The organism is Aliifodinibius sp. S!AR15-10, assembly GCF_031569985.1.
In the GTDB taxonomy this organism is placed as follows: domain Bacteria; phylum Bacteroidota; class Rhodothermia; order Balneolales; family Balneolaceae; genus JAMQKA01.
In genome coordinates, this window is sequence record NZ_JAMQKA010000001.1 from 132146 (window position 1) to 145743 (window position 13598).

General features: G+C 48.7%; 12 protein-coding genes. 11 read left to right on the forward strand and 1 reads right to left on the reverse strand.

Annotated elements, in window-relative coordinates; genetic code table 11:
• Positions 1-66 precede the first annotated feature (66 nt).
• Positions 67-1371: an MFS transporter gene (locus tag NC796_RS00550; protein WP_310681194.1), complete on the reverse strand. Its 1305-nt coding sequence runs from the start codon at positions 1369-1371 to the stop codon at positions 67-69.
• Between the two features lie 156 nt (positions 1372-1527).
• Between NC796_RS00550 and NC796_RS00555 the strand changes: the two genes are divergently transcribed.
• From NC796_RS00555 to NC796_RS00605, 11 genes are all read left to right on the forward strand, one after another.
• Entirely contained in the window at positions 1528-2112 is a 585-nt protein-coding gene (locus NC796_RS00555) for a hypothetical protein (RefSeq protein WP_310681195.1), read from the forward strand.
• 526 nt (positions 2113-2638) lie between these two features.
• Positions 2639-4429, forward strand: a complete 1791-nt coding sequence (locus tag NC796_RS00560; protein WP_310681196.1) for a metallophosphoesterase — start codon at positions 2639-2641, stop codon at positions 4427-4429.
• Between the two features lie 15 nt (positions 4430-4444).
• Positions 4445-6778: a GMC family oxidoreductase N-terminal domain-containing protein gene (locus NC796_RS00565; RefSeq protein ID WP_310681197.1), complete on the forward strand. Its 2334-nt coding sequence runs from the start codon at positions 4445-4447 to the stop codon at positions 6776-6778.
• A gap of 13 nt (positions 6779-6791) precedes the next feature.
• Positions 6792-7820 (forward strand): hypothetical protein, encoded by a 1029-nt coding sequence (locus NC796_RS00570; RefSeq protein WP_310681198.1) that lies wholly within the window; start codon positions 6792-6794, stop codon positions 7818-7820.
• A gap of 23 nt (positions 7821-7843) precedes the next feature.
• Positions 7844-8731, forward strand: a complete 888-nt coding sequence (locus NC796_RS00575; RefSeq protein ID WP_310681199.1) for an acetoacetate decarboxylase family protein — start codon at positions 7844-7846, stop codon at positions 8729-8731.
• Between the two features lie 28 nt (positions 8732-8759).
• Complete coding sequence (locus NC796_RS00580; protein ID WP_310681200.1) at positions 8760-9233, forward strand: anthrone oxygenase family protein; 474 nt, start codon at positions 8760-8762, stop codon at positions 9231-9233.
• A 13-nt stretch (positions 9234-9246) separates the two neighbouring features.
• Positions 9247-9687 carry a DUF4345 family protein gene (locus tag NC796_RS00585; RefSeq protein WP_310681201.1) on the forward strand — a complete coding sequence of 147 codons (441 nt, stop codon included), beginning with the start codon at positions 9247-9249 and terminating at the stop codon, positions 9685-9687.
• A gap of 22 nt (positions 9688-9709) precedes the next feature.
• Positions 9710-10090, forward strand: a complete 381-nt coding sequence (locus tag NC796_RS00590) for a hypothetical protein (RefSeq protein WP_310681202.1) — start codon at positions 9710-9712, stop codon at positions 10088-10090.
• A 26-nt stretch (positions 10091-10116) separates the two neighbouring features.
• Complete coding sequence (locus NC796_RS00595) at positions 10117-11775, forward strand: patatin-like phospholipase family protein (protein WP_310681203.1); 1659 nt, start codon at positions 10117-10119, stop codon at positions 11773-11775.
• A 28-nt stretch (positions 11776-11803) separates the two neighbouring features.
• Positions 11804-12784, forward strand: a complete 981-nt coding sequence (locus NC796_RS00600) for a peptidoglycan recognition family protein (RefSeq protein ID WP_310681204.1) — start codon at positions 11804-11806, stop codon at positions 12782-12784.
• Positions 12777-13523, forward strand: a complete 747-nt coding sequence (locus NC796_RS00605; protein WP_310681205.1) for a hypothetical protein — start codon at positions 12777-12779, stop codon at positions 13521-13523. Before NC796_RS00600 ends, NC796_RS00605 begins: the two co-directional genes overlap by 8 nt.
• Positions 13524-13598: the final 75 nt, after the last annotated feature.

Genomic DNA, 13598 nt, shown 5'->3' on the forward strand with positions numbered 1-13598 from the left:
ATTGTGTTTGTTCAACGGGTAGCCGTTGAAATATATACCGGCTAATTTATGACTTTAATTGATAATTCATGCATTATTTTCACTTTCTAATGTTTTGGTGGGTGTCACCTCTGGAACGCCAAGCATTAATACCATCCCGATTATAAAAAACAGGACGATAATACTCATGCCGATTCGCTGGCTTCCGGCCAAATATGAGAGCCATCCCACCAAAATGGGTCCCACAAACGCTGTTACTTTGCCGGAAAGCGCGAAAAGACCGAACATTTGATTGCGCAAATTTTCCGGGGCTATCCGTCCCATATATGTCCTGCTGGCGGCTTGCACAGGTCCAACGAACACGCCGAGCAGCAGACCGAATACCCAAAACCACAACTCGGCCCTGACCAGCAGCACCATTGAAGTTGTCAAAATGAGCCCTGCCAGTGCGTACAAAATCGTCTTTTTACTCCCTAGCCAGTCATCGATCCAGGCGAAGAGGGCTGCCCCCAGACCCGCCGTCAGGTTCAACCCTATGCCGAATATCAGCACATCACGCTCAGTCATGTCAAAGGTCCCCGCCGCATAGATGCCGCCAAAGGCGAACACCGTGGCAAGTGCATCGATAAAGATCATACGAGCCACCAGGAATCGCACAATTGGCTTGTACTGTTGCACATTTTTAATCGAGGTCTTGAGCTGCTTCCACCCGTTGCGAACCGCTTTGCGCATTCCGACCGATCTGTGCTCCAGGTCTGGCGTTGAAGTAAAAAGGGGGATTGAAAACAACAGGTACCATACTGCCACCAATACAAAAGTAGCCCGCACTCCTTCCGCCTGGCTGGGGTCCAAACCAAAAGGAGGTACATCCACCTGGATGAAGAGAAAAAGGGAGACGACGAGGCATACCAATCCACCAGCGTACCCTAATCCCCAGGCCCAGCCTGACCAACGCCCCATACGCTCATTTTCTACAAGCGTAGGAAGCATTGCGTTGTAAAAAATGATTGCTGCCTCAGAGCCCACTGTACCCAAAAAGATAAGCACCAGGGCAAGCAGCAGGAAATTATTGGAGGGCTCCACAAACCAGAGAAGTCCTGTTGCCAGGATACAGAGCAGACTGAATCCAAAAATCCAGGGTTTTCGACGTCCGGTTTGATCGGCAATAGAACCGAGAACGGGTCCCAAAACAGCGATAACCAGCCCAGCGGCTCCAATTGTGTTTCCCCAGTACGCGCTCCCCGATGCATCGTTCTCTGCTATGGAGGAGACAAAATAGGTAGCAAAGACAAATGTCTGAATTACTGCAAAAAAAGCACTGTTAGCCCAATCATAAAGTGCCCAAGAAAATAGCGCCCATTTTGAAACCTTTCCATCCCGAACATCATTCATAGAGTAGAAGTTTGATTAGAATCAGCAAATGCTCTCGAAGTATGATTTTAAAAGCACTGAAATGCAAGCTTTTCTATTTACTGTAGACAAATGCTTTATTAATTTGTATTACAATAGAATAACTTGGTAAGCATCTTCACTTAAAACCTACTAGCTATGACCTCCAAAACACGTGACTACATATATGTTTATGACGAGGAGAGTCATAAAATTATCGTCATTGACGGTGAAACCGGTGAAAAAATTGACCAAAAAGAAGACCGTGTGACCTCTATTCTTTCCTACTTTAAAGAGAACGGAGAGATAGAAAAGTTGAAGAAATTTGCAATCTGGTGTGCCCACAAAACCAATCAGAAATTGAAACCGATACAGGCCAAGATGCTTGACCTGGCTGAAAAGTCGATCTACGGGAAAGCAGACCAAGAGCAGCTCGAGCAACTATATCAAGAGACCGAGGGAACAGCGATAGCCACTGACACCGTTGGCCTGCAACATGGGTCTGCTAACGCACCGGCGTTCCTGGCTTCCCGCGAATGTATCAATCCGGATCCCTACCAGGGAGCGCAACAGGCTGCCCGTTTTCACCGCCTGTGGGCTGAGCTTATTGAAGAGGAAAAAAACAAAGACAGCGGTACAGAAAAGGGGTACCTTCGCCAGATAAAAGTAAAAACATCCCAAAAAAACATCCTTGATGTCGAACAAAAACAGATCGATTACCTGCTCGACTTAATGAATGGGTAACATTTTTCGCCTCTCTGGTTTTCCAGATAATTTTCTGACGACTAAACTATACTCCGCTCAAAATTATCCTATTAAATTATTACAAAACAATAACTTACCTTAAAAAATAATAGGATTTTAATCGTCAATTTTTAAAATTGTAACAACTTCATTCCACAAATCTCATGTCTGAAAAGAAATTTAAAAAAATTTGTAAGGAATGGCTTTGGCAACGGTCTATTATTGTAGAGAGTTATTAGCTGAGAGTAAAAATCGTCTGGAACCTGGATAGATTGTTGCCAGATCCTGATGTGACATTCAAAGCGTTGCAATTAGTTCAAAATAAGTAAGACTAACCAACAGGGATGGAACGTATAAAACCGCATGGGGTGATTATCTGTGATTGACGTAAAAATTGATTCTATCAAGCCATCTACTATTTCTATTCTCTCAAACACGGTTGAAATATTCCCCGTGTCACTGAGCGGGTCTAGGGGTATCAATTCTTTACACATCCTTGAAAATAAAACGAACAGCTGTCACTTCTATGAATGAGTCAAGTCCAAACATTGAAAACGAGCGTATAAAAAAACTGTTGCAATTTGAGCAACAACGGATGGTCGACTGGTATAGCCCAAGCCAACTGGCCACAACGGGATTGCGGGCAGTTATCTCTGCCGTCTTTGGAAACTATGCTGATAAACGGGAGCTTCAGGCTGCCCTGTCGCGGAACCAAGAGGCACAGAAACCGTTTGATTTTTCTGATCGCAGTGAGCTTTGGATCGATTACGTATCTGATCTTGGTTCGGGGTGGGACTCCACGTACAGCGTCGCCTACCTGTTGGGACGCCGTAATTTAACGGTTGCTGATTCAGCTGGAGAACATCATGACCTGAAGCGGGGCAACATTTTGGTAATGGGGGGTGATGAAGTGTACCCCACAGCAACAGCCCAGGAATACAAAAATCGACTGGTGGCACCCTACACGTCATCTCTGTCGCGGGTGGATGAGAAGGACGATCCCCCGACCCTTTTTGCCATCCCGGGAAATCACGACTGGTACGACGGACTTTCGAGTTTCCTCAAGCTCTTTTGTCAACAGCGGTGGATCGGCGGGTGGAAGACCCGGCAGACACGAAGTTACTTTGCCGCAAAATTGCCGCATAACTGGTGGCTCTGGGGCATTGACATTCAACTCAGTTCCGATGTGGACAAGCCGCAAATCGACTATTTTGACCAGATGTGCAAGCAAGCCTCGGCGGGTGACCGCGTTATCTTGTGCACCTCCGAACCAGTTTGGGTTTACCAGCAGTATCAACCCGATGACAAGCCCTACAAAAATCTGCAATTTTTCACCGAACGTTATACTGAAAAAGCGGACAACAAGCTGGATTTCCGCCTGATGCTTACCGGGGACATGCATCACTATACCAGTTTCAAAAATATGGACAAGGAAGATCCTGACTGGAAAATTACGGCAGGTGGGGGCGGTGCATTCACCCACCCAACCCACCAGGTTCCCGACGCCCTTCAATTAGAGGAGGGGAAATATGAGAAAAGCCAGGCGTTTCCGGATGGAAAAGAGTCGCGGCGAATGGCACTCAACAATTTAAAATTCCCCTTTATCAACTTTCGATTTGGAGCATTGTTTGGTTTTGTATACCTGCTCTTCGGGTGGTTCATGGGAGCTCGCAAAATGGATGGAGCCACCGGCTCAGAGTCCGTTTTGCAGCTACTCTCAGGATTTGGTCTGAGTGACATGGGACTAACAATAAGTACTCTTGGAGAGCTTTTGGGGGGTAGCCCCGGCCTGGTACTGTTCCTGGCATTTCTGTTTCTGGGCATCCTCGGTTTTGCCGATACGAACCGAAAAAAGCCCCTCTCTTCATGGATCGCAGGAGCCATTCATGGATTTGTGCAGGTTATACTATTGCTTTCGGCAGTTTGGCTTACGTCATTCGTCGTTTTTGGTGAGATCGGCTTGTCCATAAACAGCTTGGCCGGCATCCTGCTGAGTGCAGCATTACTGGCCCTTTGTGGCTGGCTCTTCAGTGGTTTTGCTATGGGCCTCTACCTGACTGTGGTTACACTGCTGTTGCGAACTCACGAAACCGAAGCCTTTTCATCTTTTCGAGGCGAGAACTATAAGAATTTTGTCCGCCTGTACCTGGACCAGAATGGACTCAAAATCTATCCGGTTAAAATCCCGACCGTGTACAAGCATTGGGTGAAAGCCAAAGCAATTAAAGAAGGAGAAGACCCATGGTTTATCCCGCAATCGGGAGATGACCTGGAATACGGGCTGATCGAGAACCCTATCACCATACCTTCAAAATAAATAACGGAGATCGATATGGAACGGTTGTCATCACCAATAGAGCAAATTAAAGAGCATTATGAAGTTGTCGTTGTTGGCTCAGGGTATGGAGGCAGCATCAGTGCCTCCCGGATGGTGCGGGCCGGGCGCTCGGTGTGCCTGCTGGAGAAAGGCCGCGAAATTCATCCGGGAGAGTATCCCGACAAGGAGACCGAAGCTCACAAAGAGATGCAGATGGATATCGAGGGTAATCACATCGGGTCCGAGACCGGGCTCTACGACTTTCGTTTCAATGAGGATATCAACGTGTTCCAGGGTTGTGGCCTTGGTGGCACCTCACTGGTGAATGCCAACGTTTCGCTCCCGCCCGAGGAATGGGTGTTGGACGAAGACGAGTGGCCGGAGCCGCTGCGCAACGACCGAAAAACGCTGGCAGAATGTGTGGGACTCGCCAGGGAGATGCTTCAACCGGTTCCCTACCCCGAAGAATGGCCGACTCCGGCAAAGCTCAAATCGATGGAGCTGTCGGCCACCCAGTGGGAAGGAGAACCATTTTATCGTCCTCCAATCAATGTGACATTCGAAGATGGGAAAAATAACGCCGGTGTAGAGCAAAAAGCGTGTACCGGTTGTGGGGACTGCGTTACGGGCTGTAACTATTCCGCAAAAAATACAACGTTGATGAATTACCTGCCCGATGCCAAACGACACGGTGCTGAAATCTTTACCGAGGCCGCCGTCGACCGTGTGGAACGGCAGGGGGAAAAGTGGGTGGTACGCTATAAAACGATGAACACCGGGCAGGAAAAGTTTGGTGACCAGACCAGCTTCGTTACGGCGGATATTGTGATCCTGGCTGCCGGAACGCTTGGAACGGGCCAAATCATGCTTCGCTCAAAAAAGGAAGGGCTACCGCTCTCCGATATGCTGGGCAAGCGGTTTACCGGGAATGGTGATTTTTTGGGATTCGGGTATAATAACGATGTGCGAGCCAATGCGATCGGGATGGGCCACAAAGAGCCAGATCCTGAAGACCTGGTTGGTCCGTGTATTACGGGTATTATTGATCTGCGGGATGAACAGTATACTGAGGGGAAAAATACCAACGGTATGGTGATTGAAGAAGGCGTGATTCCGGGGGCACTCTCCGCTTTTGTACCCTCCCTCCTGTCCTTTGCCTCCAAGTTTACCGGCGATGACACCGACAGTGGTTTCCGTGATTTCATGCGCGAGTTGTGGCGACGGATTGTATCACTTTTTGGGGGCGCCTATCGCGGGGCTGCCGAGCACACGATGACCTACCTGGTGATGACCCATGATGACGGGCAGGGAAAACTCTTCCTGAAAGATGGGCGCATTCGCATAGACTGGGATGATGTGGGACACCAGAGTATCTTCCAAAAAGTAAGTGACAATCTGCGGAAAGTGACGGACCTTCTCGGCGGGACCTATATCAAGAATCCGACCTGGAATAAACTTTTTAAACATCGGCTGACTACCGTGCATCCTCTCGGTGGTTGTATTATGGGCAATGATGCCGAGCGTGGAGTGGTCAACCACAAAGGACAGGTTTTTGCGGGAGACAGTGGCAGCGATGTACACAAGGGGCTTTACATCAGTGATGGCTCCATCGTCCCGCGAACGCTTGGCGTTAATCCCCTGCTGACGATATCGGCCCTGACCGAACGCAATTGTGTATACATGGCGAGGGACCACGGGTGGGAGATCGACTATAGCCTGAAGGGCAAAGTAAAAGAAAAAACTCCAGATATTAATACACCCGGCATCCAATTCACGGAACGGATGAGTGGCTATTTTGCTCGGAATGTAAAAACCTACCAGCAAGGGTATGAGAAGGGCGAAGCCAAGGATTCCACTTTTGCTTTTGTACTCACCATTCGCTCCAACGACCTGGAAAAGATGCTCCATGACCCACAACACGAGGCCGAAATGTTTGGCACGGTTCAGGCTCCCGCCCTTTCCGATGATGATCTTAGCGTTTCCGAAGGAACGTTCAATCTCTTTGTTAAAGATCCCGAAGATGATAACATACGGTATATGCGGTACCGGATGAAACTGAGATCGGAAGAGGGCCAATCATATTACTTCGAGGGGCACAAAAAAATTCATGACGATCCCGGTTTTGATATCTGGGAAGATACAACAACGCTTTTTATTACGGTTCACAAAGGTGAAGACGACAGTGCCCCGGTACTGGGTAAAGGGATGCTCAAAATCAAGCCGGATGACTTTCGCAAACAGATCGGCACCGTTGAAGTCAGCGGCGTTTCCCGGAATCTTGACAAACTCAAATATCAAGGCAAATTCCTGAAATTTTTCTCTGAAAATATAGTCGATGTGTATATCTGAAAGGAGGTATACCATGAAATCAAACTACATAGAACAAACAATTCCGTTTAAAGCGGGTGATGATCTGCAGTGTAATCTTGTGAATGTGAAAGCAGAAGAACGCCCTCCCAAGGGTCCGGTCCTGGTGGTCCATGGTGCTGGAGTGCGCGGCAACATTTTCAGGGCGCCCGTAGAGACAAACTTTGTCGATTTCATGGTGCAACAGGGCTACGACGTGTGGTTGGAAAACTGGCGTGCCAGTATCGATATCGGGCCGAACGAATGGGACCTGGATCAAGCCGCAAAACATGATCATCCCAAAGCGGTGGAAAAAGTGGTGGAAGAGACCGGGTATGACGAAATAAAAGCGGTTATCCATTGCCAGGGCTCCACCAGCTTCATGATGTCGGCCGTGGCGGGACTCGTACCCCAAGTCAAAACCGTGGTCAGTAACGCCGTGTCGCTCCACCCGGTAGTACCCGATTTCTCCCGCTTTAAGCTAAACGTTGCCCTCCCCCTGGTCGCGCTCGGTACGCGATACCTGAATCCACAATGGGGGAATGAAGCAGAAGGAGTATTTCCCAAAATCATTCACGCCCTGGTGGAAGCGACCCATCACGAGTGTGATAACGGCGTCTGCAAAGAGGTCAGCTTCACGTATGGCAGTGGCTTCCCCGCCCTCTGGAGGCATGAAAATTTAAACGACGCCACCCACGAGTGGCTGCGCCAGGAATTTGCGGAGGTACCGATCCGCTTCTTCAACCACATCAAAAAATGTATAAAACAAGGCCACCTGGTGTCGTTTCAAAAGGATAAACAACTGCTGGATGACTATGTCTCAACGCCTCCAAAAACCGAGGCCCGCTTCTCATTCTTTTCGGGGGAGAAGAACCTTTGTTTCCTGCCCGAAAGCCAGATTCGCACTCATGAATATTTTGACAAACTGGAGCCCGGCCGACACACCCTGCACCTGCTGCCCGAATACAGTCACCTGGATGTCTTTATGGGGAAAAATGCGGCTCACGACCTTTTCCCACTGATTGCGGAAGAACTCGAAAAATAACACAAGAAAACGAGGATCGATTTATGGGAGTACCGAAACGAATCAAACGATACGAGGGACAACATGCGCTTGTCGACGGCATCCCCTATGTGATGCCGATTAGCTGCGTGGATTCACCGGCCCTCTTCGCGGGTTTCCAGATCAATGCAGACAAAGCTAAAAAATTTCTCCCGGGGAATGAGCTCCATCCCTTTCGGCTCTGGAATGGCAAAGGGCTGCTGCTGATCACCGTGATCAACTACCTGGAAACCAGTATTGGCAAGTACATCGAGTTCAGTATTGCTATTGCGTGCACCCATGGACGAAAACCGGCGCCCCGAATGCTTCCCGGCCTGTTTATGGGGCACTACGGAACCGGGCAGTATGTGATTGACCTGCCGGTGAGTTCTGAAATTTCGGTGAAGGGCGGAAAAGGAATCTGGGGGATGCCGAAGCACCAGGCTAAGCTGGACTATGAAGTGACGGATGAAATCGTCAGCAGCCAGTATGAAAAGGATGAGCAATTCGCTATGCGCATTGAAATTGACCGTCCTTCGAGGACCTGGATTCCGATCAACGTGGGTGCCACCAACTACTGCCAGTTCCGCAATATGCTGATGGCCTCTTACATCTATTTTAAAGGGAAAGCAGGTATGAACCTTTTCGGCAACGCCAATGCGCGGCTGTATATCGGGGACCATCCCAAAACGGCGCCCCTGCGCGAGCTCGAAATTGACGGCGACGCACTCCTCACCATGTTTATCCCTGAAGCAAACGGGATCCTGGATGACCATATGGAAACCTGGTTTTTAATCCATGATGAACCGCCCGAAAAAATGCCTGAGGGGCTGGAGAGCGTAGTTAACCTGGGCCTTGACGAAGAATGGCTTGAACCACCGTCAGAAACAGATTACGAACGATACAGAATTTAACTATTCGCTAATCCAAACAGGAGCAGGTATGAAGAAACTATTATTAAAGATTAACAAGGGCATTTTGTTCGCTTGTGTATCGATGTATTTCGGTACGGGATGGTCACTCGTATTTTTCCAGTTCCCCTCGGCCGAAGGTCTCACTCCCGACACCTACTATGACCAGTTTGTACCCCAGGTGACCCGGGCCACCGACTTCTTTACGATCATGACGATGGTAATGATGGTATCAGCGATTATCATGATCATAGAACACTGGAAATCGGTGAAAAAATGGTTCCCGATTGGCGTCCTTGCTGGAGTAATTGTAGCAACGCTACTGACCATGACCTACATTTTTCCCTATAACGAGCAAATGTCGGAAGGTATTAGCCAGATGGCTCAACTGCAGGAGGTGTTAAGCAAATGGATGCGTCTGAACGTTGTACGGGTCTCCATCTGGACGTTTGAATGGCTATGCATGCTGCTCTATTTCCTAATCGATTTCAAAGAAGACCGATAATGGTAATAGGAACATGGAATTTTATCCCGACATGAAATTCGCAGCCTATTTTTTCTTCTACTGCTACATCGGCCTGGTGCTTATTGCCGGATTCTGGGGCGCGTTCCTGGGAGCCGATTTTGATCACCAGATGCTATTCAACCTGGACACCGGCACGCTATCAGAATATACTCGAACCAACATGTTGAGCCAATACCGCTTTTTGCGGGCTATGGAATTCGGCTATGGGCTCTTCGCAATCACATTTAGAAAAGAAATATTCTCTATCCAAAAGTACAACCGGTTGTTCCTAGCCATCATGCTTGCGGGAGTACTTGCCCGGGTGGTGTCCCTGGTGGATGAGGGCTCACCGTCACTATTATTCTATTTCTTCCTGGTATTTGAATTTATCGGGGTGATCGTCATCTACCTGTACTTCAACAAAAAGTCCAAAGCAACAGTAGCTAGTAAATAAAAACTAACTAATCCTGGAATCCATGGTCTATCGCAATTATCTGAAAATTATTCTAAAAATAATCGCTGTTCTCACCATTATCAGCGGGCTGGTTCAAATGTTTGTGCCCGACTTTGTTCTTGGCATGATCGGTGGGGAGATTACCGGCTCCACGCTGCACTTTTTTGGCATCATAGGCATGTTTATGGTGATGTTTGGTGGACTCCTGCTTCATGCCCTCAGTGGCGACCGAAAGCTGCCGGTGGCCGTGCTCTGGTGTGGCTTACAAAAATTTGGAGCTGCGGTGGCCGTAAGCCTGGCCGTGGGTCGCGGACTGTTATCATGGCTTGCACTCGGGGTAGCAGGTTTCGACCTATTATCGGGCGTGCTAATTATGATGCACTGGTATGCAATTAACAAATGATGTTAACCTGACAAACAACCTGGATTATGAATTCACCAGAACACACGGTTGCCGGAACTCCTCCTGAACGTTACAGCGGTCCCAAACGCTCTTTGGTGCTGGCCGGTGGCGGCATGCGAGTAGCCTACCAGGCGGGCGTAATCCGGGCGTTGCTGGAAGAAGGACTTTACTTCCACCATGCGGATGGCACTTCCGGGGGGACCATGAACCTGGCGATGCTGCTTTCCGGGCTCACCCCGGAGGAGATGGGAGATCGCTGGCGGACGCTTGATGTCAAGAAATTCGTATCCATGCTGCCGTTCGAGGAATATTTGCGCCTCCACAAAACGAAAGGGATGGGAGATGCCGACAGCATCATCAACAATGTCTTTCCCCATCTGGGTATCAACGTGGATAAAATTCGTGCTGCGAAAGGAATGGAGGGTACATTTAACGTATGCAACTATACCAACAAGACCAACGAAGCAATTCCTCATACGGAAGCTGCCCTGGAACTGCTGGTCGCGGGGATATCGCTGCCCATTTTTATGCCGGCCGTGGAGTACCAGGGCAATGAGTACATCGATTCGGTTTGGATCAAAGACGCAAACCTTATGGAAGCAGTTAAACGGGGTGCCGAAGAAATTTGGCTGGTGTGGTGCATCGGGAATCACGGGGTGTATAAAGACGGCTTTTTCGACCAATATGTGCATATGATCGAGATGAGTGCCAACGGGGTGTTGTTTGAGGAATTTGATCGCATTTATGAAATAAATGAACGCATTAAACGGGGAGATTCTCCCTATGGACAGACGCAGCCGATCAAGCTCCATGTTATTAAGCCGGAATATCCGCTTCCCCTGGATCCTGATTTCTTTTTCAATCGAATTGATGCCTCTACCCTGGTAAGCATGGGCTATGCTGACACCTCACGTTACCTGGCGGATTATGACCAAGAAGGCATTGCCTTTACCCCGGCCGCCACGCGCATGAAAGATCCCGAGCCAGGCATCGCTTTTCGCGAAAAGATGGAGGGCTGGTTTAGCCTTGATGCTAACGACCCTGAGGAGGGAGCTTGCAAGGGGGAAGAGCAAAACAGCCGCCTTTCGCTAAACGGTTCCATCTACATTCATGACCTGCGAGAATTTATGCAGGATGCAAGGCACAGCGGCACCATGGCAGGCCATATAAATTTTGCCCCGTTCGATGATTTTCTGCCGGCCAAAACCGGCGTATTCAACCTGTTTGTAGAACACAAAGACCCGGAGACCGATATAAAGTGGATGATCTATGAAATGGAATTTGAGCACGAGGGGAAGCCGTACTACCTGGCTGGGAAAAAAGAGGTGCGGGATGATCCGGGCTTCGACCTCTGGGAGGACACCACCACATTAAACGTCCAGCTGCATGAAGGGAGTGATATCAATGGACCGGTTGTCGGTGCCGGAGTCCTCAAATTGTCCAAAGAGGAACTCGTTAAATTGCTCAGGACATTGCACCCTATTAATGCTCAGAGTAGTGCCGAACGTTTTAATCTTGTGGCTAATTTTGGAGCATTCTTTCTGGGAGAATTGTGGGAGACTTACAAAAATATGAGAATTCGTGGGCCAAAAGGGTTTTCATGGCCCCGTTATTCAAAACCTATAGCAATAATAGTTGCATTAGCGGGCCTCACGTTGCTGGCTTATTACCTTTTTTTCGCATAATTAATTCAAAAAAAATTAGGCAGTTATTATGGCACTGGAGATAAAGAAAGATTGGGAAATGCCGGATGCGGAATATTTCCATACAGCAAACAAAAAGACGGGAATCTGTGTCCATCACACGGTTGGCGGCACGGCTCGATCAACTTTTAACTGGTGGAATCAAGACTCGAGCATGGTGGGCACGGCCTTTATCATTGATCGGGATGGCTCGGTTTACAACGTTTTTGATCCCAAATGCTGGGCATGGCAGTTTGGGCTGCCGTGGGACTACGAAGACAAGATCGCATTTGAAAAACGGTTCATCGGTATAGAGCTGGCCAGCGAGGGTGGACTGCTGGAGGATAGTGGCAAGTTTTACTGTTTCGACCGCATCTCCCCAAAAACCGAAAAGCCGGAGGCGGAGGTCTTTGATGCCGGCTCCAATTACCGCGGGTATCGCTACTTTGACCGCTATGAACCGGCGCAGATCGATTCGCTTGTGGAGCTAATCAATTATCTCTGTGATGAGTATGATATTCCGCGCCGGGTGCAGGCCGACCAAACAAAGTATTTCGGCGAAAAGCTGAAGGATTTCGAGGGCATCATCGGTCACACAATGGTGCGAAAAGATAAATCCGATCCCGCACCGGTACCTGAACTGTGGGAACGACTGATTAATGAATGCAACCTGGAGACGGTTGGAGATCAAGAGGTTGATAATAGAAGTGGTAATGGAGATACTGAACCAAGTGAAGCTATGGGACAACAAGAAATTGACGAGCTATTTAATCACAATGTCCGTGAACTCAACAAGATGGATGTGGCTGCCGGCAGCATGGTAAAAGGTCTGATCATGGAGCTGGAACGGGGCGACCGCAACACCTACATCAAACTCAGGGATGCCGAAGAGGATGGACATACTATCTGCTATGACTTCCTGGAAGGCGACAAGAGCCTGGTGAAAAGAATCGGGGGTGCCCTGGGGTTCAAAAAAGTAACAAAGGATACGCTGGAGGTTCGCCATGGATAGTTTAAAAACGGGACTTATCATTGTAAGCATCATTGCCGGGTTGCTGGCGATGGGGATGTCATACTTCCTGGGCCGCCAGATCAACCAGGAGGAGATACAGCGGGCCCAGCTCGAAATGCAGCAACTGCGGGCGTCACGCGATTCCATAAAAGCGATTGCGGCACTCAAAGATTCGCTGCAGTCGATGTTAAGCCAAGAGGTGAAGCAGCTGCAGTCGGAGGCTAATAGGCTGCGGGGCGAAGTACAGAATCTGGAGGAGCAGCGCAAAGAAGATCAACTGACCGTCCGTACTATCCGGAAGAAAGAGGAGCTGCAAAATCGCCTGGTGAAGACGTTCCCGGAGATGGCACAATCGGACTGGGGCGTAACAGATGTCTACAACGAAGAACATGATGTGAGCGTAGAATACCTGCTTGTGCCGCTCTGGTTCAGCGAAACGTTTATCATTGACCATCAAAATTCGGAGTCCTACAAAAAACAGCGTGATAAACTTTTTGCGGTAGATTCACTGCATCAGCAGGTGGATGTGTTGCAGGACAGCCTTTTTGTGCTAGAACGCCAAAAGGCGGAAGCCTATAAAACGGGTTATGATGATGCCTATTCCAAATATGAAGATCTGAATGAAAAGTACATCAACCTGCTGGAAAAGCCACCCTCGGTTAACCTCGGCCTCCCCAAGTGGGGAGTTATCGGCGCCAGTGTGGGAGCCGGGGTATTAATTGGAACCCAAATAAAATAGTTGGCAATGATGATTTAATCATTCCCTTTGGTTGGTTATCAAAATTTAAAAAACAGCTTTATATACGGGCGACAG

What these genes read in the sequence shown, in the direction of transcription:
- NC796_RS00580 (WP_310681200.1), top strand. Translation starts at nt 8,760, where the DNA reads ATGAAGAAACTATTATTAAAGATTAACAAGGGCATTTTGTTCGCTTGT.
- NC796_RS00590 (WP_310681202.1), top strand. Translation starts at nt 9,710, where the DNA reads ATGGTCTATCGCAATTATCTGAAAATTATTCTAAAAATAATCGCTGTT.
- NC796_RS00565 (WP_310681197.1), top strand. Translation starts at nt 4,445, where the DNA reads ATGGAACGGTTGTCATCACCAATAGAGCAAATTAAAGAGCATTATGAA.
- NC796_RS00570 (WP_310681198.1), top strand. Translation starts at nt 6,792, where the DNA reads ATGAAATCAAACTACATAGAACAAACAATTCCGTTTAAAGCGGGTGAT.
- NC796_RS00555 (WP_310681195.1), top strand. Translation starts at nt 1,528, where the DNA reads ATGACCTCCAAAACACGTGACTACATATATGTTTATGACGAGGAGAGT.
- NC796_RS00585 (WP_310681201.1), top strand. Translation starts at nt 9,247, where the DNA reads ATGGAATTTTATCCCGACATGAAATTCGCAGCCTATTTTTTCTTCTAC.
- NC796_RS00605 (WP_310681205.1), top strand. Translation starts at nt 12,777, where the DNA reads ATGGATAGTTTAAAAACGGGACTTATCATTGTAAGCATCATTGCCGGG.
- NC796_RS00575 (WP_310681199.1), top strand. Translation starts at nt 7,844, where the DNA reads ATGGGAGTACCGAAACGAATCAAACGATACGAGGGACAACATGCGCTT.
- NC796_RS00595 (WP_310681203.1), top strand. Translation starts at nt 10,117, where the DNA reads ATGAATTCACCAGAACACACGGTTGCCGGAACTCCTCCTGAACGTTAC.
- NC796_RS00550 (WP_310681194.1), bottom strand. Translation starts at nt 1,371, where the DNA reads ATGAATGATGTTCGGGATGGAAAGGTTTCAAAATGGGCGCTATTTTCT.
- NC796_RS00600 (WP_310681204.1), top strand. Translation starts at nt 11,804, where the DNA reads ATGGCACTGGAGATAAAGAAAGATTGGGAAATGCCGGATGCGGAATAT.
- NC796_RS00560 (WP_310681196.1), top strand. Translation starts at nt 2,639, where the DNA reads ATGAATGAGTCAAGTCCAAACATTGAAAACGAGCGTATAAAAAAACTG.